Below are 19,331 nucleotides of genomic sequence, written 5' to 3'. Positions count from 1 at the left end.
GCGCGTTACAACTCCTCGAACTCGAGATCGCCCGCTCGAATCGCCGAGAGCGTCTCCGCCAGTCCCTCAACGGATAGTCGCTTCTGGTCGGTCGTGTCTCGTTCGCGAACCGTAACGGTCGTCTCGTCGTCCTCGACGGTCTCGTAGTCGATCGTCACGCAAAACGGCGTGCCGACCTCATCCTGGCGGCGGTAGCGCCGGCCGATGTTGCCCGAGTCGTCGTAGGCGATCGAGAGCCCTGCCTCCCGAAGGTCGTCGACCACGTCGTCCGCCACGGCCTCGAGTTCGTCGTCGCTTTGCAGCGGGAAGACGCCGACGAAGGTCGGAGCGACTTCGGGCTCGAGCTCGAGGTACGTTCGCTCCTCGCCGTCGACCTCGTCCTCGCGGTAGGCGTGGTGGAGGACGGTGTAGACCAGTCGATCGACGCCGAAGGAGGGTTCGACCACGTGGGGGACGATGTGCTCGCCCGCCTCCGTCTGCTCTTCGACCGCGAAGCCGGTCTTCTCGACGGGGATTTCGTGGCTCTCGCCCTCGAGTTCGATTTCGACGCTTTCGTCCTCGAATGCCGCGCGGTCGCGGAGGGCCAGCGTCTCGAGTTCCTCGACGACAGCTTGTGCGTCGCCGCCGAATTCCGGACCGAGGTAGCTCATGTCGGGGTCGACGGTGGCGCGCTCGACCGTCTTCGGCTCGTCGTACTGCTTGAAGACGGTGAATCGGTCGCCGGAGTGCTCGGCGTGTTTCGAGAGGTCGTAGTCCCCGCGGTAGGCGAAGCCGGCCATCTCGATCCAGTTTCCATCGATCTCACTCTCGGCGTCCCAGCAATCTGCGGCGTAGTGGGCGCGCTCGCCCGAGAGGTGCTGGCGGAACCGGAAGCGATCCATCTCGACGCCGACGGCGTCGTACCACGGTTTCGCGACGCCGAGGAAGTAGGCGACCCACTCGTCGCCGATAATGCCCTCCTCGACGGCGTCGCCGATGGTCGTCTCGATCTCGTCGCCGTCCTCGGCGTTTTGCTCGCTCGCGGGATAGAGCGTCACCGCGACGTCCGCCACCGCTTCGAGATCTGGTTCGTCCTCCTCGGGATCGACGAAGTACTCGAGTTCGGCCTGCGTGAACTCGCGGGTCCGAATAATGGAGCGCCGCGGGCTGATCTCGTTGCGGTAGGCCCGACCGATCTGGGTCACGCCGAACGGAAGCTGATTTCGGGCGTACTCCTTGAGTCGGGGGAACTCGACGAAGATACCCTGTGCGGTCTCGGGGCGCAGGTAGCCCGGATCGGAGTCGCCGGGGCCGATGTTCGTCGCGAACATGAGGTTGAAGGCATCGACGGCCTGCCCCGCGAGGCCGGCTCCGCAGTTCGGACAGACGAGTTCGTGTTCGGCAATGACCTCCTCGACCTCCGGAATGGGGAGGCTCTCGGCATCCTCGTACTCCGTGTTGTCTTCGACGACGTGATCCGCGCGGTGGCTCTCGCCGCAGTCGGTGCACTCGACGAGCATGTCGTCGAAACCGTCGAGGTGGCCAGACGCCTCGAAGACGGGTTCGGGCATGATCGTCGGCGCGTCGATCTCCATGTTCCCCTCGGCGACGGCGAAGCGGTCGCGCCAGGCGTCCTCGACGTTGCCCTTCAACGAGGCTCCCTGCGGGCCGAAGGTGTAGAAGCCGCCGACGCCGCCGTAGGCTCCCGAGGACTGGAAGAAGTAGCCCCGACGCTTGGCCAGTTCGACCAGTTTCTCGCTCGTCGGTTCCGTCGCGTCTTCGGTCGGTTCCGTGTGCTGATGTTCACTCATAGAGGGCCTCCAGCAGGTCGACGTCACAGACGATGCCGACGAGTTGCTCGCCCGTGACCATCGGAATCTGCTCGATGTCGTTGGTGATCATCTTCTGTGCGGCGTCCTGGATCGACGTCCGGGCCGACACCGTCACCACGTCGTCGGTCATGAACTCGCTGACCGGCCCGTTCGGAATCTCGATGTCCCGCGTGGGGAGGTAGCGGCTGCCGACCCCCTTGATTCCCTCCCAAGACCACTGGGAATCCTGATCCGGGAAGTTGTTCCCCGTCTCCTCTTCGCCCTCGACGATGCGCGCGACGTCGATGATGTCGACTTCCGTGAGGACGCCGTTCATCTGTCCCTCCTCGTCCAGCGCGACGGTGTAGGGCACGTTCGCGTAGTACAGTTCCCGCTCTGCGACGGGCAGCGGCGCGCCCTCGTAGCTCGTGTTCACGTCGGTGCTCGCGTGTTCGTCGACGGCACCGTCGGTCTCTTGATCGCCCGTCGCGATCGCGTGGATCACGTCCGTTACCGTGACGATCCCCTCGAACTCGCCGTCGACGACCGGGACGCGCCGCGCTCCCTCCTCGACCATCGTTCGCGCGACGTCCTCGAGCGCGGTCTCTGCCGTCGTCGTCGGCACGTCGTCCATCAACATGACGAGTTGGTCCTCGTCGGGCTGTTCGATCAGGACGTCCCGCGAAACGAGTCCGCGGTACTCGAGGCCGTCGTCGGTCTCTTTGACGACCGGAACGGACGAGAACGACCGTTCTTGCAGGTACTCGAGGACGTCCGAGCGGGTGCCGGGTAGTTCCACGGTGACCACGTCCTCGCGAGCCGTCATGGCGTCGGCTACGTTCATATCCCCACGCTACGGCGAAAATGAGTATAAACCCAGTGTTTCACTGGTCCGTGATTTGCCTGACTGATCAGATCGCGTGAGAATTCAATCCGACGAGTTTATATGCGGGTGGGAGACACTCTCATACATGGCGACGAACTCTCACGTCGTATCGTCCGACGAAACCGTCGTTGGGTCGATCGACTCGAGCGACTCGAGTACGGACTACGTCATCGCCGATATTTCGGCCGACGGAGCCTGGTTATCGATGCACGCGGACGACGCGCCGACACTTCCGGCGTGGCGATAATCCCCGCTAACAGGTCCCCTTCGGTTCCGCTGAGGGCGTTGAATCCGCTTCTTCCGACCCCCCATCCGTCCGGAGAGCCGTTGCTCCGTCCCTCGAGTTACCACACTGAAAGAATGCGAGTACGTTCGTCCGATACAGCGGAGTCCGCTTAGACGAGGCCGACGCCCACTGCGTAGGGCCACTCGACCGTACTGACCGCGAGCAAGAGCACCGTCATTCCGAGCAAGCCGACGTTCTTGAGGAAGCTGTTCAGTTCGTCCTGTCGTTGGTCCTCGGGAACGGCCCAGAAGTCGTGCATCATCGGCGTCGCGACGACCAGGAAGCCCGCGAGTGCGCCCGCCGCGAGCGTGGGGAACGCGCCCAGCGCAACCGCGAGCCCGCCCAAAACCAAGACGACACCGGAGGCACCGACGGAGAGCGTCGGTGCCGGTGCGCCTTTGTATTCGGCGTAGCCCGCCATCTCCTCGAGATTCAGGAAGTGGTTGAGGCCGATGAACGCGATTACTCCGCCAAAGAGAATGCGCGCAACGAGGAACAGTTCGTCAGCAAAGGCTCCATCGAACGTTTGGAGCGCAGCCGTTTCGATAGCAAATATCATCGTGCACGAGTTTCTGAGGGACCAGATAGATATAGGCGTTCCCGGACATCGGTTTCCCCGGGTGACGGCGGTGTTATCGGCCGTTTTCGGCAATTGGTACCACAAACCGCGCTGTCAGGAACCGTCTATAGTACCACTAAAACGGAGTACACACTGTTCGCCGAACCGTCTGGCGATCAGCTGTGCACTGACGTGGAGTGGCTAGTACAGTTTTGTCGGTGACGTGCGTAGGGGCGTTCGATGGTCGGTCCACGCCCGCGAGACGAACAGGGAGCCGATGGGACGAACGAGTTCGGGACGCGACCGGAGAGCGATCGCTACACCGCTGCGACCTTTCTCTCGGCGCTCGTTCCGACGGCCCTCGCTCGTCGAGCGATCACCGTCTCGCTCGAAACCGATCGAACGGTCTACGAACGCGGTGACTCCGTCGAACTCACCGTCGAGTTCAAGAACCGCTCGCCGCTTCCCGTCTCGATTCCGACGCCGCGCCGACGCCGCTGGGGGTGGACGTTCGACGGCGAACTCGAGGCCACCGACGAACGACTGTTCACCCGAGAGCGTCCATCAACGTTCGAATTTCACGGCGGCGAGCGAAAACGAGCGACGGTCACCTGGAACGGTCGGCTCAAGCGCACGACCGATGATCGGGCTGACACCCGCTACGAGTCCGTGCTCCCCGACGCCGGCGAGTACGAACTTCGCGCGTTCGTCGCGACGCACGACGGCCGTTTCCAGCCGAGTGACTCGACGACGATTCGCCTCGAGTAATGACTGGGCCTCGAGTTCTCGCACCCGCTTGTGGTCGAGGAGGAGTTACTGCACGTGAGACGAGAGAGGAGACGGGAGAAGAAAACGGAGGGCGACATAGCGTGTAGATGGCCGGTAGACGGGATCGCTGGGAGAGAGGTAGGGAGTAGACGAGAGAGATAGGGAGTAGACGAGAGGGAGGGCGAACTGCTGCGGTCGCGCTTCCTGCTTATCCGGTGAGGAAGCCACCGGGTGGGATCTGTCCCGTGGGGCTGTCCTCGTCGGAGTCGTCGGCCGCACCGAACTCCGGCGAGTGCTCGATCGTTCGTCGTGCCTTTGCGAGTCGTTGCGTGCCTGCCGTGAGGGTAGCGAGGATCTTACTCATACACGAGTAAAAACGCGTGCCGCGCATATAAGTGTTTTCGAGATGAACAATTATGTTGGTTCGACCGCGATTGCAATCCTCGTGGTCGGCTCCTAAATGGTGTTATACGGGGCTCTCGAGGTGGCTTTCGACAATCGGAACGATATGACCCTCGAATCACGTGATCGTCCCACAATGTCTAAAGTACGTATCATATCGCCTCACAGAGGTGGCTGCAGGGCCTGGAAACTGTGTCCAGTGAATGGAGCAGCGAGCCAGCGCCCAGGGCCAGTTCCTAGTCTTCGTTCACTATTACAACACGCAGCGGCCGAATCACGTACTCGACGTTCACACTCCCGCCGGGGAAGTGATCGAAGGATGACTAGACGCGGCTAAATATAATGGGAAACGTTATATAATATATCCTGATCAACTGCGGGTGTGTTATGAGACGACGCACCACACTCAAGCTACTTGGAAGCGTTGCAGGAGCGGGTCTACTCGGGACGAAAACCGTAAGCGCGGACGACGCGTGGCCGCGCGAGGAGACGAGTCGATTCTTCACCCATCAGGAGGTTCAGGAGTTCCTCGACGATCTCGACCAGCGGGCACGGCGAAATTTCGAACTCGAGGAGATCGGTGAGAGCCTCGAAGGTCGTGAACTCACCGTCGCCCGCGTCGGCAGCGGTAACACGGACGTCTTCGTCGTCTCCGAGCAACACGGTGACGAACCGACCGGTACCAACGCTATTCTGGCCGAACTCCGAGAACTCGCAACGTCGGGCAGTCCGTTCGCGACGACGGTTACCGACGAGCTAACCGTCCACGTCCTGGCGATGCTCAACCCCGACGGGGCGATGCGCAACCAGCGTGAGAACGCTCGTCCGGAAGAGTACACATGGGACGATCCGTTCCTCGGCGAACAAAGCGGTCCCGCCGATCCGAACCGCCAGCACTACTTCGAACTCCCTGCGGACCTCCTCCCCGGACCGAAGCCCGACGAGAATCCCTCGCCTGAGACACAGGCGATGCTCGACTACGTTCTCCCGCTCGAACCGCTCTGGGTATCCGATCTGCATACGCAGAGCGGGATGTACTACGACGAGGACGAGAACCCAGGCGACATGTACCACTCGTCGAACTTCTGGCCGATCGCTGACGCAGCGGACGAGGACGCGACCGAGCTCTCCCAACAGCTCAACGTCGCGATGTACGATCAGGCCGAAGGCCAAGCTAACGCGCAGCTATCGGTCTATCCCGGAGGCGATACGGTCAACATCGCCCGCAATGCGTACGGCGCCTACGGTTTTGGCAGCATTCTCAACGAGATGACCGGTCAGGTCTCCGACCGCGGCGAACGGATGGAGGGACAGATGGTCCGCATCATGCGAAACGAGAATCGCGCCGTCCTCGAAGAGACTGCCAACGAGACGCTCTTCGATCGCGATGCCGACCGTGTCGCGGAGATTCCAGACCGCCCCGGCGCGGGCGACTGGCCGTGGGAGGGCGGCACGGAGTAAGCGAATCGCCCACTTGCCAGTGTAATTTTTTAGCCGCGCCGGCCCGACCGAGCAGGCTGGGTGCTCCGAGGGCTTGACCCCCGAGGAGGTTCACGTATCGGCTGGTTCACCGAGGAAGAGATGAAAACAAGCGCGTGAGTGTGGTTCTATGGCACCCCTCTCTAAAGTCAGATATACTGGTCCGGCCGAGTCCGTCCGTCAGCGATGCCGGTGACACGCGGCGAAGTGCGTCCCCGACCCGTACTCGGACTCGAGTTCGTAGGACGGTCGTTCCTGCGCGCAAATACTCCGTTCGGCGAACGACTCGAGGAGGAGGTCGGTCGCTTCTTCCCAGTTCTCTTCGACCTCGTCGTCGCCGTCAGGCGTGCGTTCGCCGCCCTGTCGGTCGGTTGCAATCAGGTCGATGACGTCGCGGACGACTTCGCCAGCCTCGCCCCAGGGGAGCGTGCCACCGAAGAACTCCGCCTCGAGTGCCTCGGCCGTCATCGGTTCGAACGTACGCCGTTTGACCGCTCGCATGAACGCCCGGACGTGAGCCCACTGCTCGTCGGGAAGGTCGTACTCGTCGGGGGCGATGAGTTCCGGACACCGCGTTCGGAACCGACAGCCCGACGGCGGATTCTGCGGGCTCGGCACCTCTCCCTCGAGCACCCCGCGAGCGCCCTCGTCTCGGGGGTCCGGGACGGGAATCGACTCGAGCAACGCCTTCGTGTAGGGGTGTTGGGAATTCTCGAACAGTTCCTCCTTCTCGGCGATTTCGACGATATGGCCCAGATACATCACCGCGACGCGGTCGGAGATGTGCCGGATGACCGAGAGGTCGTGGGCGATGAAGAGATAGGTTAGTCCGAACTCCTCCTGGAGTTCCTCCATCGTGTTCATCACCTGCGCCTGAATCGAGACGTCGAGCGCGGAGACGGGTTCGTCACAGACGACGAAGTCGGGGTCGACCGACAGCGCCCGCGCGAGGTTGATCCGCTGGCGTTGCCCGCCGGAGAAGGCGTGTGGGTACCGGTTGTAGTAGGTCGGATCGAGTCCGACTTTCCCGAGGAGTTCCTTCGCCCGTTCGCGCCGGAGTTCGTCTTTCGACGTCGAGACCGAGACGTTCACCGAGATGGTGCCATCCGACTCGACCGACGCGGACGCCTCGAGGTGCTCGGGAACGGTCGCCGTCACGCCGTACTCGTCTCGAGCGACCGTTACCGGCACCGTTGCCACGCCCTCGTCGTCCGCCTCGACGACGAGATCGGCATCGTCTGCGACGGTGACGTCGACTGGTTCGTCGACGTTCTCGGCCGTGACCGACGCCGTCGTCGCCACGTCCGGATCCGACTTCGGCATGTCGTGGGCGCGCATGGGTTCTTCGACGATTTGGCCCATCTTCATCCGCGGATCGAGCGACGATTGGGGGTCCTGGAAGATCATCTGGATCTCCGAGCGTTTCCGGCGCAGTTCCTCGCCGGAGATGTCCGCGAGGTCCTCGCCTTTGAACTCGATCGTCCCGTCGGTCGGATCGACCAGTCGCAAGAGCGAGCGACCCAGCGTACTCTTCCCACAACCGGACTCGCCGACGAGTCCGAGCGTCTCGCCGCGTTTGATCTCGAAACTCACGTCGTCGACGGCCTTCACCTTCTGCTGGCCGAGACTGACCGGCGGGAACTGATCCGGCTCGAACGAGATGCTCGAGAACAGCCCCGAGCTCTGGGTGAAGTACTTCTTCAGCCCGTTGACGTCGACCAGCGTCTCCCCGAAGGCGACCCGCTCGTCACCGTCCGTCGACTCACCAGCCTCCCGTTCGCCGTCGGTAACGTTGCTCACTTCGCTCATCGGTCCTCACCTCCGTCCGACGTCGTCGTGAGCTGTGGCTCGTCCTCGAGGGGCGCGCTCTCGTCGTATCCGACGTCGAAGGCGTCGTGTTTGATACACGCCGATCGGTGAACGTACTCGCCGTCTCGAGTGACTTCCGCTGGCTCCGGGTGGACGCGCCGACAGGCCTCTCTGGCGTCCGGACAGCGCGTGTGGAAGCGACAGCCCGACGGCGGATCGACGGCCTCGGGCATCACCCCACGGATGGCCTCTAAGTCCTCGACCGTTCGGTCGGGTCGGGGCATCGAGTTCAACAGCGCGTTCGTGTAGGGGTGGTGGGTGTCGTGGAACAACTCGTCGACCGGCGCTTGTTCGACGATCTCGCCGAGGTACATCACGTTCACTCGGTCGCAGATCTCGGCGACGACGCCCATGTCGTGGGTCACCCAGATGAAGCTCGTATCGTACTTCTCCTGTAAGTCGTCGACGAGGTCGAGAATCTGGCCTTCGACGGTCACGTCGAGTGCCGTCGTCGGCTCGTCGGCGACGATGAGACTCGGCTCACAGGCCAGCGCCATCGCGATGAGCACGCGCTGGCGCATCCCACCCGAGAACTGGTGTGGGTACTCGCCGTATCGGTCCTCGGGATCCGGAATGCCGACTTCCCGCAGCATCTCGATCGCCTCCCGTTTCGCCTCGTCTTTCGAGAGGTCGCGATTGAGTTCGATGAACTCGCGGAGTTGGCCGCCGACCGTAAAGACCGGATTGAGCGACTCCATCGGATCCTGAAAGATCACGGCGATTTCGTTGCCACGGATCTGCTGGCGAACCTCCTGCTCGGAGAGCATGTCTTCTCGCTCTCGAGGCTCGCCGTCCGGCCCCTCCTCGAGGCCGAAGATAGTCTGGCCCTTGTAGGTGATTTCGCCGGCGACGATTTCGCCGGGATTCTCGACGAGTCGCAACAGACTCATCGAGGCGACCGATTTGCCGGCGCCGCTTTCGCCGACGAGGCCGACGATTTCGCCTTCGTCGACGGTAAAGGAGATGCCGTCGACGGCGCGAACGGTACCGCTCTCGGTGAAGAACTGTGTCTTGAGGTTTTCGACGCGAAGGAGTGGTTCAGCCATACTTATTCATTGAGTCGTGGATCGAGGGCGTCTTGGAGGCCGTCGCCGAAGAGGTTGAATCCCATAATCGTGATGAGGATCGCGAAGCCCGGCCAGATCGAGAGCCAGACGTTCGCGTGCATGTAGCCGTGGGCGACGTTCAGCATCTCGCCCCAGTCGGGGGTCGGCGGCTGTGCGCCGTAGCCGAGGAACGAGAGGCCGGCGACGATGAGGATCGTCACGCCGATCTGAAGCGTCGCGTAGACGAGCACCGGTGCGAAACTGTTCGGTATCACGTGTCTGAGGATGATGTGTCTGTTTTTCACCCCCGAGGCGCGCGCCGCCTCGATGTAGTCCATCTCGCGGACGGACAACACCTCGCTGCGGATGATCCGCGCGAACACCGGGATGAACGTGATTCCGACGCCGATGACGGCGTATCTAATGTCGGGTGTTCCGCCGCTCACGAAGACCGTGAAGACGATGATGAGGATCAGCGGCGGAATCGCGTAGATCGTCTCGACGCTACGCATGAGGATGTCGTCGACCTTCCCGCCGTAGAAGCCGGCGACGGCACCGATGAGCGTTCCCCCGACGAATCCGATGAGCGTCGAGACGATGCCGACGCTCACCGACACTTGCGCGCCGTAGACGAGTCGGGTGAAGTAATCCCGTCCGTCCGGATCGGTACCGAGGGGGTGGCTCATCGAACCGTCGACGTGGAACGCGGGAGGCACGTTCTCCTCACCTTGCCCCGGCGGTGGAATCCGCTCCGGATGATCGAATATCGGGAGCATCTCCGCGAACGTGAAGTCGGAGACGGCTCCGAGCGTGAGTCGCGAGAGGTTGCTGTCGATCATCGTGTACGCCGAGATGAGCAAGACGAGGACGACGATGTAGAGCCCCCATCTGGCGGTCGTATCGTCTTTGATCTTTTTGACCGAGTGTCGCCAGCCGAACTCCGCCTCGACGGCGTCGGACGATTTGCCGTCGTCGACCTGTGATTCACCGATCGCCATCGTTAGTCGTCACCTCCGTACGTAACCCGCGGATCGACGTACGCGTAGGAGATGTCGGTGATGATGACGCCGATGATGAATATCGTCCCGAAGATGAGCGTTACTCCCATGATCAACTGGTAGTCGAGGTTGTGAATCGCATCGATGAACAGCCGTCCCATTCCGTTGATGTTGAAGACGTACTCGACGAGCACCGCGCCGCCGAGTGCCGTCGACAGGTTCAATCCGATGATCGTAATGATCGGCAACTGCGCCGTTCGGAAGGCGTGCTTTCGGAGGATCGTCCGCTCTGAGACGCCGTAGGCTCGAGCGAGTTTGACGTACTCTCCTTGCAGCGATTCGATCATCTGCGTCCGCTCGATACGCATCAGCGTCGCCATCTGTAACGTTCCTAGCGCGATCATCGGTAGCAGCAGGTGCCGGACGATCTGGAACACGTGCTCGGGCCACCCACCCAGCGTGTACTGGCTGAACATCGCCCCAACGACGGGAAGTTGCTCGAGCGGTCCGGGCCACCCGGTGTAGCCGTAGGCCTCTGGTGACCACCACGGATAGACGAGGCCGGTCGACGGGAACCACCCGAGTTGGACGGCGAAGATGATGATGAGCATGATGCCGATCCAGAACGACGGCGTGCTAACGCCCAGCAGTGCGACGATGCGTGACACGTGGTCTGCTGGCTCGTTTCGTCGCTTCGCGGCGAGGATACCGAGTGGTATCGACGTGACGATCGCGAACGCGTACGCCGACAACACGAGAAGCAGCGTTGGTCCGAGGCGACTCATGATCAGGTCAGAAACGGGCTGATTGTAGTGAAAACTCTGCCCGAGGTCGCCTTGCAATACCCCAGTCATATACGAGATGTACCGTTCGTGAACGGGTTCGTCGAGCCCGTACCGTTCTTCCATCGTCTGGATCAGGTCCTCGTCGACTTCCTGTCCCTGCAGCATGATCTGGACGGGGTCGCCGGGAGCCAAATTCGCGAGGGCAAACGTGATGATCGTGATTCCGAACAGTACGGGAATCGCTTGCACGAATCGGTACAGTGTGTATCGAAGTAGTCCCATCTCGAAATCGTCTGTTAAATCTGTGTCTCTTCCGTTTTTGGTGAAACGCGAATGGACGTTCACGGCCGCCGACCGGCCGCGTCGAATCGCAAACTGGCCGTCTCTCGGTCGTCAGTCGTCGTCGACCCAGACGTTTCCGTCTCCGGAGACGACGTGTGGGTTGTACTGCATCTGCGGGTGGACGTGCATGTCCTTGATGTGCTCGCCCGTCGCCATCGAGTTGTGTTCCGTGAAGATCGGCAGTGCCGGAACTTCCTCGATAATCTCGCCGATCACGTCGGTGTAGAGTTCCTCCCGTTCCGCTTGGTCCCCGGTTTCACGGGCTTCGATGATGTTGTCGTGGAAGTCGTCGCTTCCCTCGTAGTGGTGGCCCTGGTTGATCTCCTCTTGGCTCTCGTGGAAGTTGGAGTAGAGGTACTGATCTGGGTCCGGACCGCCGGTCCACCCGGAGATGTACAGTTCGTAGTCGTCCGGATCGCCCTCGCTGTAGATGGTCTGATCCAGCATCTGGTCGAACGCCATCGTCTGGACCTCCATGTCGTAGCCGATTTCGTCGAGGCGTTGAGCAACGCGTTCGGCGAGCGTCGCTCGCTCGTCGTCGGGCGCCATGAACGTCGGATTCCAATCGTCCGGCGCGTTCTCGTCGAGTAACTCCTGTGCGAGATCGGGGTCGTAGTCGGGGTAAGCGTCCTCCCACTCGTCGAGCGGGAAGTCCCACAGTTCGTTCGTGATCGGCGACGTCGGCGTCACGACCGGTGCCGCCGCGTTGTTCAGGTACGTTTCGACGTAATCGGTCGCCGAGAACGCGTGGGCGATGCCGCGGCGAACGTCCGCGTTGGCCGTTCCCGCGCCATCGTTACAGTTGAAGAAGATGTACGCAACCGACGGGCTCTCCGCGACGTGCGCGTTGATGTCGTCCTCGCCGTCGATTTCGTCCCAGTCCGCATTCGGAACGTCACCGATCGCGTCCGTGTCACCGGCGAGAATCTCGCCGACGCGGCTCGAGTCGTCGACGTTGTCCTCGAAGCGAATCTCCGCGAGGTACGGAAGCGGATCGTCCCAGTAGTCGTCGTTTCGCTCGAGTTCGACGTACTCGCCCATCTGGTAGTCGCTCCAGACGAACGGCCCGGAGCCGATCGGATCGGTGTTGAACGCGTCGACGTCGTCCGTCCTGGCGTCTTCGGGAACGATGTTGACCCCCTGATTGAACATCTCCCAGGGACCGTAGGGGTACTCGAGGTCGACTTGCAACTGCGTGTCGTCGATGACCTCGATGTCCTCGATCATGTCGTAGGACGTCGCGTTCGGCGTCTCTTCCTCGACGGGTGCCAAAAACGAGTGCGCCACGTCGTCGGCGGTCAGTTCGTCGCCGTTGTGGAACTCGATTCCGTCGTGGATCTCGTAGATGAATCGCGTGTCGTCGCGCTCGACGTCCGGGAAGTCGACGGCAACCTTCGGCTGGAGTTCGTACTCGTAATCGAACTCGAAGAGGCTGTCGTAGAGGAGTTCGGCGACCTGCATGCTGTAGGCGTCGTTCGAGACGACCGGATCGAAGTCGTCGTCTCGCTCGAGTTCCTGCGTATAGACCATCGTACTGTCCATCGCAGCGTCTTCGTCGTCCGGTTCGTCTCGCTCGTAGTCGTATTCGTCCGGATCGATGATCCCACCGTCGTCATCGTCGTCGCCGTTCCCACCGATACACCCTGCGAGCGCAAGTGCACCTGCGGACACTCCAGTGACGAGCACTCGCCGCCGAGTTGCACCCTTGTTGTTACCTCTCATACTACCCATCCTGCCGAGGGGAAAACCCTTATTAGTTTTGGTTCTTCACCCAGTTTGCACTTACTTTACACCATCGATTACCGAATAACAATCTCGGTGATATTTGCATATTATCAACACCGAAGTCATTTGTACACTATCGTCCAACAATATACATCGAGTTTATCGTTACTCGAGGGTGATATCGCTCCGGCGACATCACGCGCGTGCACCGATCCTCGCGGGTCGCCGTCCCTTCGAACGCCACGACCAGTAGTATTTTTCTCCTGGGGGTACAGTGCCTTCCTATGAACTATCGCGCTGTCGAAACTACGTCCGAGTACGTCGCTCGCCTCGAGACCGGGGCCGACTGGCGGGCCGAAATCGAGTCGCTCGCACGCGAGGTCGACGCCGGTGCGGCCTGGTTTAGCGCACTCGGTGCCGTCCAGGACGCCGAACTCGCCTTTTACGATCAGGACGGTCTCGAGTACGACGCGATCGACGCGGACGAACCCCTCGAGGTCGCGAGTTGCGTCGGCAACGTCTCCTGGCTCGAGGACGACCTGTTCGCGCACACGCACGCGGTCCTCTCGGGACCAGACGGCGAGACGATCTCCGGCCACCTGAACGAGGCGACCGTCTGGGCCGGCGAAGTGTACATGCGCGTCTTCGAGGACGACCTGGTGCGCGAACACGACGAGACGACCGATCTCGACCTCTGGCTCTGATATGCGCGAGGAGGACCGCCAGTACTTCACCCGACTCGAGTCACAGTTAGACGAGGCGTTCGAGGTCGCCGAAACCGCCAAAGAACGCGGCGCGGATCCCGAACCCGAAGTCGAGATTCCCGTCGCCAAGGACATGGCCGACCGCGTCGAGAACATCCTCGGCATCGACGGCGTCGCCGAACGCGTCCGCGAACTCGAGGGCGAGATGTCCCGCGAGGAGGCGGCACTCGCCCTCGCCGAAGACTTCGCCGAAGGCCGCGTCGGCGACTACGAGACGAAAGCGGGCAAGATCGAGGGAGCAGTCAGGACCGCGGTCGCCCTGCTGACCGAAGGTGTCGTCGCCGCGCCCATCGAGGGGATCGACAGGGTCGAACTCCTCACGAACGACGACGGGAGCGAGTTCGTCAACGTCTACTACGCCGGCCCGATCCGCTCTGCGGGCGGGACGGCACAGGCGCTCTCGGTCCTCGTCGCGGACTACACGCGTGCGTTGGTCGGAATCGATCAGTACGACGCCCGGACCGACGAGGTCGAACGCTACGCCGAAGAGATCGCCCTCTACGACAAGGAAACGGGCCTCCAGTACACGCCGAAGGCGAAGGAGGCCAAGTTCATCGCCAAACACCTCCCGATCATGCTGGACGGAGAGGCCACCGGCGACGAGGAGGTGTCGGGATTCCGAGACCTCGAGCGCGTCGACACCAACAGCGCCCGCGGTGGCATGTGTCTGGTCCTCGGGGAAGGTATCGCGCTCAAGGCACCGAAGATCCAGCGATACACCCGCAACCTCGACGAGATCGACTGGCCGTGGCTGCAGGACCTGATCGACGGCAACTACGCCGACGAGTCGGCGGACGATTCTGCTGCGGACGACCCAACAGGCGACAGTGACAGCGACGGCGACGACAACGGTGACGCGGCCGACGATTCGACGGACGGCGACGACGCGGATGCGACACCCGAAGACGCCGTGGACCCCGACGCCGACGAGACCGGTGTCGATGGCCCGTCGGGCCCCCCGCGAGCGGATCCCTCGAAGAAGTTCCTTCGGGACCTGATCGCCGGCCGGCCGGTCTTCTCTCACCCAAGCGCCGAAGGCGGATTTCGCCTCCGCTACGGCCGCGCACGCAATCACGGGTTCGCGACCGGGGGGATCCACCCCGCAACGATGCACCTCGTCGACGACTTCCTCGCGACGGGAACCCAGATCAAGACCGAACGGCCCGGGAAGGCCCACGGGATCATCCCCGTCGACAGCATCGACGGCCCGACCGTCAAACTCGCAAACGGCGACGTCCGTCGGATCGACGATCCCGAGGAGGCCCTCGAGATCAGAAACGGCGTCGAGGCAATCTTGGACGCCGGCGAGTACCTCGTCAACTACGGCGAGTTCGTCGAGAACAACCACCCGCTCGCACCCGCCTCCTACGTCTACGAGTGGTGGATTCAGGACCTGAAGGCCGCCGGTGCGGACGTCCAGGCCCTCGAGGACGACCCGCGAATCGACCTCGAGTTCCCCGACCCCAACGCGGCCCTCGAGTGGGCCCTCGAGTACGACGCACCGCTTCACCCACAGTACACCTACACCTGGCACGACCTCTCGGTCGACGCGTTCTGTGCCCTCGCGGCGGCCGTCGCCGACGGCCGAATCGAGGCCGCCGGCGAGACGGGCGACACGCTCGTTCTCGAATACGACGAGTCGACCGCCGAGGCCCTCGAGACGATCATCGTCGAACACCGCCAGCGTCCGGACGAGGGGAGACTCGAGGTCGACGACTGGCGGCCGCTCGTCAGCACGCTCGGCTGCGAACCGCGTCAAGCGGTCGCCGACGGGGCCGCACTCGATCCCGACGCGCAGGCTCCCCAGATCGAACTCGAGCGAACGTGGGCCAACGACGACCTCTCCGAGCGCGCGCGGACGTGGGGCCACGAAACCGAGGGGGACAACGCCATCGAGGCGGTCAACGAGGTCGCTCCCTTCGAGGTCCGCGAGCGTGCACCGACGCGCGTCGGCAACCGGATGGGTCGCCCCGAGAAGTCAGAGCGCCGGGATCTGAGCCCCCCCGTCCACACCCTCTTTCCGATCGGCGAAGCCGGCGGCGCACAGCGAAACGTCGCCGATGCGGCCACGCACGCGGAGACGATGGCCGACACGCCGGGCGTCGTCGAGGTCCAGATCGGACGGACGTACTGTCCGTCCTGCGCCACCGAGACGTTCAAAAACCGCTGTCCGGAGTGTGAGGCTCGAACGAAACCCGACTATCGCTGTCCGGACTGTGACGAACGAATCGAACCGGACGAAGCGGGCCGCGTCGAGTGTGGCCACTGCGAACGCGAGGCGACCTGCGTCGAAATCCGCGAGGTCGACGTTCACGAGGAGTACCGCGACGCCCTCGAGTCGGTCGGCGAACGCGAGAACGCCTTCGAGATTCTCAAGGGCGTGAAGGGGCTCACCTCGACGACCAAGATCCCCGAACCGATCGAGAAAGGCGTCCTCCGGGCGAAACACGATGTTTCCTCGTTCAAAGACGGCACCGTTCGCTACGACATGACCGACCTCCCCGTCACGTCGGTCCGCGCGCGCGAACTCGACATCGATGTCGGCCAACTCCAGGCCCTCGGCTACGAGGAGGACATGCACGGCGACGCGCTGACCCACGAGGATCAACTGGTCGAACTCAAGGTTCAAGATATCGTCCTCTCCGACGGCGCGGCCGAGCACATGATGCAAACGGCCGACTTCATCGACGACCTTCTGGCGCAGTACTACGGCCTCGAGCCCTTTTACGAACTCGAGGATCGACAAGATCTCGTCGGGGAGCTGGTCTTCGGGATGGCACCCCACACGAGTGCGGCAACTGTCGGACGGGTGATTGGTTTTACGAGTGCGGCGGTCGGATACGCCCATCCGTACTTTCACGCCGCGAAACGCCGGAATTGTTTCCACCCGGGAACGAACCTCTGGTACCAGGACGAAAACGACGACTGGGGTCACGAACCGATCGAAACGATCGTCGAAGAGCGGTTGAGCGACCCCCAGGAAGACGACTTTGGAACACTCGTTCAGGACGTCGACGGGCTTACCGTTCCGTCAGTTACTGCTGACGGAACGCCTCTCAATCGCCCTGTCGAAGCGCTTTCGAAACACCCGGCCCCTGATCATCTCGTTCGTGTCGAAACGCGGAGTGGCCGAACGCTAACGGTGACGCCGGATCACACGTTTCGGCAGTGGACGCCCGCCGGCTTGGAATCCGTCGACGCTCGAGAACTCTCGACTGGCGATGAACTCCCGAGTCCGAAATCGATTGATTTCGAAGGAACGAACGAGTCGATCGACCTGTTGGAGGCGTTTATCGAGGCAGACACGATTCCGAACGACTCGCTCGTTGTCCGTGGACTCGGGTCGGACCGAATCAAGGAGCTACTCGACGATGCGACGCCGGAGCGAGCATACCTCAAACCGGTTGCGGAGCGGCTCGATGTCTCCCAGTCGACGGTCTACAATTGGGTCAATCGAGACAGCGTTCCGGTCGGTCCACTCTGCTCGCTGTTCGACACCGAGGACCTTCTCGAATGGATTCCCGACCACGTTACACTCGGCATAAAACGGGACACTGCGGCCGTCCAGCGTCATTTCGAGATCGACGAATCCGTTGCAACGCTTCTCGGGTACTACGCTGCCGAAGGGTTCACTCGGCACGAAGACGGTTCGTTTTATCAGACGACGATTTGTTCGCCCGACAGGGAAGCTCGAGACGATATCATCGATGCGTTCGAGAGCGCGTTATCGATCGACGCCTTCGAAGAAAACGAGTGGAAAGTAACCGTATCGAGCCGTCTCGTCTCGGTACTGTTCGCGGACGTGCTCAACCTCGGCTCGACTGCAGAAACGAAACGAATTCCGAATCTCATCTTCAATAGCCCGAAGCCACAGTTGCGAGCGTTCTTGGCTGCGTACTTTAGTGGAGATGGCAGTACGTCGAGTAAGCGAATCGACATCCGGGCACACACCGTCAGTGACGAATTAGTAGATGGCCTCGTAGCCGCGCTGAAGCGTTTCGGGATTGCCACAAAAACGTATCGTGAAACCCGTCGCCCGTCGACTGGTGCTGTTGCCGAGTTCTACGGCGACGAAGAACCAGTTCCCGAATTCGAGTCGTGGGTTCTCAAAATCACGTCCGAGAATGCTGCTCGGTTCGCTGATCGAATCGGATTCCATCTCGAACGGAAACAAGAAACGATCACTGACGTACTCGAGAGTACCGAACTTCGTTCACAGCGGCTGTTCGCTGACGGTGGTGAAACATGGCTCGATGAAGTCGTCTCGGTCGAGACCGTCGAAAGCGATATCGAACACACGTACTGTCTCACTGTTGAGGAGACGAACACGCTCGTTGCGAACGACGTGTTCGTCGGTCAGTGTGACGGTGACGAAGACTGCGTTATGCTCCTCATGGACGGACTTCTCAACTTCAGTAGAAGTTTTCTGCCGGACAAGCGAGGCGGGCGGATGGACGCCCCACTCGTCATGTCCTCGAGAATCGATCCCTCCGAAATCGACGACGAGGCCCACAACATGGACATCGTGAGCCAGTATCCACGCGAGTTCTACCTCGCGACCTTGGATCAGGCCGACCCCGAGTCGGTCGAGATCCAACTCGGCGAGGACACGCTCGGCACCGACGGCGAGTACACCGGTTTCGAGCACACCCACGACACCACCGACATCGCCATGGGTCCCGACCTCTCGGCCTACAAGACGCTCGGCTCGATGATGGACAAGATGGACGCCCAACTCGAGATCGCGCGGAAACTCGAGTCTGTCGACGAGACGGACGTCGCCGAACGGGTCATCGAGTACCACTTCCTGCCGGACCTGATCGGGAACCTTCGGGCGTTCTCCCGGCAGGAAACTCGCTGTCTCGATTGCGGCGAGAAGTTCCGTCGAATGCCCCTGACCGGCGACTGCAGGGAGTGTGGCGGCCGAGTCAACCTCACCGTCCACAAAGGGTCCGTGAACAAGTACATGCAGACCGCGATTCAAGTCGCCGACGAGTACGACTGTCGAGACTACACGAAACAGCGACTCGAGGTCCTAGAACGCTCGCTCGAGAGCATCTTCGAGAACGACAAGAATAAGCCCACGACTATTGCGGATTTCATGGGAGGTGGTCCTAAGAACGGCGACTAAGGCCGGGCCGTTCCATTCGTCGCTTCGGAATTAGTCTTACACTTGAGACACCCGTGTAGCTCCCCGGAATTGTCGGAAAGCACTCGGTAAAAGTCGTCAGATACCGGCCGGTCGCAGTTATCACACGCTTTCATCTAGATCGCCTCGGGACAACAAAAGTACGCGACTATCTCCAACCGGGTCGATTTTCCGTGAATGGCGTCCGTATCGGCATCGGCGGCCATATTCCGCAGCTTATGATTTTCAATCTGCTGTAGTTCGTCGTACGAATACGTCATTTCGCCGTTCTCTGCGGCCGTCTCCGTTACGAGTCCGCACATTGCACGTGGTTCGGCGAACCCGTTGTGACCTGTATACGCACGTGCCAGTTCCTTGATTATCTCACCCTCGCTTACGTCGCTGCCAAGTTCCCGTTTAACCGCTTCTCGAGCGTTCTGGTAGGCTATCGTTTGCTCGCGGTACAGGTTTACCACTTTGTGATTCTCTCGGGCTTGGCTCATG

General features: G+C 61.7%; 16 protein-coding genes. 5 read left to right on the top strand and 11 right to left on the bottom strand.

The genetic code is table 11. The features are described from left to right. Nucleotides 1–5: 5 nt before the first annotated feature. Together glyS and BB347_RS13720 are read right to left on the bottom strand one after the other, a co-directional pair. Nucleotides 6–1,790 carry a glycine--tRNA ligase gene (glyS, locus tag BB347_RS13725; protein ID WP_076583167.1) on the bottom strand — a complete coding sequence of 595 codons (1,785 nt, stop codon included), beginning with the start codon at nt 1,788–1,790 and terminating at the stop codon, nt 6–8. After that, a complete protein-coding gene (locus BB347_RS13720; RefSeq protein ID WP_076583166.1) occupies nt 1,783–2,634 on the bottom strand; it encodes a CBS domain-containing protein in 852 nt (283 codons plus the stop codon). Before BB347_RS13720 ends, glyS begins: the two co-directional genes overlap by 8 nt. Nucleotides 2,635–2,761: 127 nt before the next feature. Between BB347_RS13720 and BB347_RS19375 the strand changes: the two genes are divergently transcribed. After that, on the top strand, nt 2,762–2,923 hold the full coding sequence (locus tag BB347_RS19375; RefSeq protein WP_168170957.1) for a DUF7556 family protein: 162 nt from the start codon (nt 2,762–2,764) through the stop codon (nt 2,921–2,923). Between the two features lie 148 nt (nt 2,924–3,071). On the opposite strand, the gene BB347_RS13715 is transcribed toward BB347_RS19375, so the two are convergent. Beyond that, nucleotides 3,072–3,521, bottom strand: coding sequence for a DoxX family protein (locus tag BB347_RS13715; RefSeq protein WP_076583164.1), 450 nt, complete (start codon nt 3,519–3,521; stop codon nt 3,072–3,074). A 240-nt stretch (nt 3,522–3,761) separates the two neighbouring features. Here BB347_RS13715 and BB347_RS13710 point away from each other — a divergent pair, with 240 nt between their 5' ends. Beyond that, complete coding sequence (locus BB347_RS13710) at nt 3,762–4,289, top strand: hypothetical protein (protein ID WP_076583163.1); 528 nt, start codon at nt 3,762–3,764, stop codon at nt 4,287–4,289. A gap of 208 nt (nt 4,290–4,497) precedes the next feature. Here BB347_RS13710 and BB347_RS19370 read toward each other — a convergent pair whose 3' ends face one another. After that, entirely contained in the window at nt 4,498–4,653 is a 156-nt protein-coding gene (locus BB347_RS19370; RefSeq protein ID WP_168170956.1) for a hypothetical protein, read from the bottom strand. A gap of 425 nt (nt 4,654–5,078) precedes the next feature. Here BB347_RS19370 and BB347_RS13705 point away from each other — a divergent pair, with 425 nt between their 5' ends. Then, the gene (locus BB347_RS13705; RefSeq protein ID WP_076583160.1) at nt 5,079–6,152 is read left to right on the top strand and encodes a M14 family zinc carboxypeptidase; all 1,074 of its coding nucleotides are present in this window, start codon (nt 5,079–5,081) and stop codon (nt 6,150–6,152) included. Nucleotides 6,153–6,350: 198 nt separating this feature from the next. Here the strand turns inward: BB347_RS13705 and BB347_RS19030 are convergent, their stop codons facing one another. The 5 genes from BB347_RS19030 to BB347_RS13680 all read right to left on the bottom strand — a co-directional run bounded on the left by BB347_RS19030 (nt 6,351) and on the right by BB347_RS13680 (nt 12,932). Next, nucleotides 6,351–7,979 carry an ABC transporter ATP-binding protein gene (locus tag BB347_RS19030; RefSeq protein ID WP_139327044.1) on the bottom strand — a complete coding sequence of 543 codons (1,629 nt, stop codon included), beginning with the start codon at nt 7,977–7,979 and terminating at the stop codon, nt 6,351–6,353. Further along, entirely contained in the window at nt 7,976–9,085 is a 1,110-nt protein-coding gene (locus BB347_RS13695; protein WP_076583158.1) for an ABC transporter ATP-binding protein, read from the bottom strand. The genes BB347_RS19030 and BB347_RS13695 overlap by 4 nt, the downstream gene beginning before the upstream one ends. A 2-nt stretch (nt 9,086–9,087) precedes the next feature. Beyond that, on the bottom strand, nt 9,088–10,083 hold the full coding sequence (locus tag BB347_RS13690) for an ABC transporter permease (protein ID WP_076583157.1): 996 nt from the start codon (nt 10,081–10,083) through the stop codon (nt 9,088–9,090). A 2-nt stretch (nt 10,084–10,085) separates the two neighbouring features. Next, entirely contained in the window at nt 10,086–11,150 is a 1,065-nt protein-coding gene (locus tag BB347_RS13685) for an ABC transporter permease (protein WP_076583155.1), read from the bottom strand. A gap of 111 nt (nt 11,151–11,261) precedes the next feature. Continuing rightward, entirely contained in the window at nt 11,262–12,932 is a 1,671-nt protein-coding gene (locus tag BB347_RS13680) for an ABC transporter substrate-binding protein (RefSeq protein ID WP_076583154.1), read from the bottom strand. Nucleotides 12,933–13,219: 287 nt separating this feature from the next. Here BB347_RS13680 and BB347_RS13675 point away from each other — a divergent pair, with 287 nt between their 5' ends. Both BB347_RS13675 and polC read left to right on the top strand, forming a co-directional pair. Continuing rightward, a complete protein-coding gene (locus BB347_RS13675; protein WP_076583152.1) occupies nt 13,220–13,639 on the top strand; it encodes a PPC domain-containing DNA-binding protein in 420 nt (139 codons plus the stop codon). Between the two features lies 1 nt (nt 13,640). Further along, nucleotides 13,641–18,830, top strand: a complete 5,190-nt coding sequence (gene polC / locus BB347_RS13670) for a DNA polymerase II large subunit (RefSeq protein WP_076583150.1) — start codon at nt 13,641–13,643, stop codon at nt 18,828–18,830. Here the strand turns inward: polC and BB347_RS19990 are convergent. Beyond that, complete coding sequence (locus BB347_RS19990) at nt 18,827–18,964, bottom strand: DUF7563 family protein (protein ID WP_449289604.1); 138 nt, start codon at nt 18,962–18,964, stop codon at nt 18,827–18,829. The genes polC and BB347_RS19990 overlap by 4 nt on opposite strands. Further along, complete coding sequence (locus BB347_RS13665; protein WP_076583148.1) at nt 18,965–19,330, bottom strand: hypothetical protein; 366 nt, start codon at nt 19,328–19,330, stop codon at nt 18,965–18,967. It abuts the gene before it with no gap. Between the last annotated feature and the right edge of the window lies 1 nt (nt 19,331).

Origin of the sequence: Natronorubrum daqingense (assembly GCF_001971705.1) — an archaeon.
Lineage (GTDB): Archaea > Halobacteriota > Halobacteria > Halobacteriales > Natrialbaceae > Natronorubrum > Natronorubrum daqingense.
Note: the sequence above shows the minus strand (reverse complement) of the source record. Positions and strands in the feature narration are given on the sequence as shown.

Bases quoted from the DNA above. Each gene is read 5' to 3' on its own strand.
- glyS (WP_076583167.1), bottom strand. From the start codon at position 1,790: ATGAGTGAACATCAGCACACGGAACCGACCGAAGACGCGACGGAACCG.
- BB347_RS13720 (WP_076583166.1), bottom strand. From the start codon at position 2,634: ATGAACGTAGCCGACGCCATGACGGCTCGCGAGGACGTGGTCACCGTG.
- BB347_RS19375 (WP_168170957.1), top strand. From the start codon at position 2,762: ATGGCGACGAACTCTCACGTCGTATCGTCCGACGAAACCGTCGTTGGG.
- BB347_RS13715 (WP_076583164.1), bottom strand. From the start codon at position 3,521: ATGATATTTGCTATCGAAACGGCTGCGCTCCAAACGTTCGATGGAGCC.
- BB347_RS13710 (WP_076583163.1), top strand. From the start codon at position 3,762: ATGGTCGGTCCACGCCCGCGAGACGAACAGGGAGCCGATGGGACGAAC.
- BB347_RS19370 (WP_168170956.1), bottom strand. From the start codon at position 4,653: ATGAGTAAGATCCTCGCTACCCTCACGGCAGGCACGCAACGACTCGCA.
- BB347_RS13705 (WP_076583160.1), top strand. From the start codon at position 5,079: ATGAGACGACGCACCACACTCAAGCTACTTGGAAGCGTTGCAGGAGCG.
- BB347_RS19030 (WP_139327044.1), bottom strand. From the start codon at position 7,979: ATGAGCGAAGTGAGCAACGTTACCGACGGCGAACGGGAGGCTGGTGAG.
- BB347_RS13695 (WP_076583158.1), bottom strand. From the start codon at position 9,085: ATGGCTGAACCACTCCTTCGCGTCGAAAACCTCAAGACACAGTTCTTC.
- BB347_RS13690 (WP_076583157.1), bottom strand. From the start codon at position 10,083: ATGGCGATCGGTGAATCACAGGTCGACGACGGCAAATCGTCCGACGCC.
- BB347_RS13685 (WP_076583155.1), bottom strand. From the start codon at position 11,150: ATGGGACTACTTCGATACACACTGTACCGATTCGTGCAAGCGATTCCC.
- BB347_RS13680 (WP_076583154.1), bottom strand. From the start codon at position 12,932: ATGAGAGGTAACAACAAGGGTGCAACTCGGCGGCGAGTGCTCGTCACT.
- BB347_RS13675 (WP_076583152.1), top strand. From the start codon at position 13,220: ATGAACTATCGCGCTGTCGAAACTACGTCCGAGTACGTCGCTCGCCTC.
- polC (WP_076583150.1), top strand. From the start codon at position 13,641: ATGCGCGAGGAGGACCGCCAGTACTTCACCCGACTCGAGTCACAGTTA.
- BB347_RS19990 (WP_449289604.1), bottom strand. From the start codon at position 18,964: ATGAAAGCGTGTGATAACTGCGACCGGCCGGTATCTGACGACTTTTAC.
- BB347_RS13665 (WP_076583148.1), bottom strand. From the start codon at position 19,330: ATGAGCCAAGCCCGAGAGAATCACAAAGTGGTAAACCTGTACCGCGAG.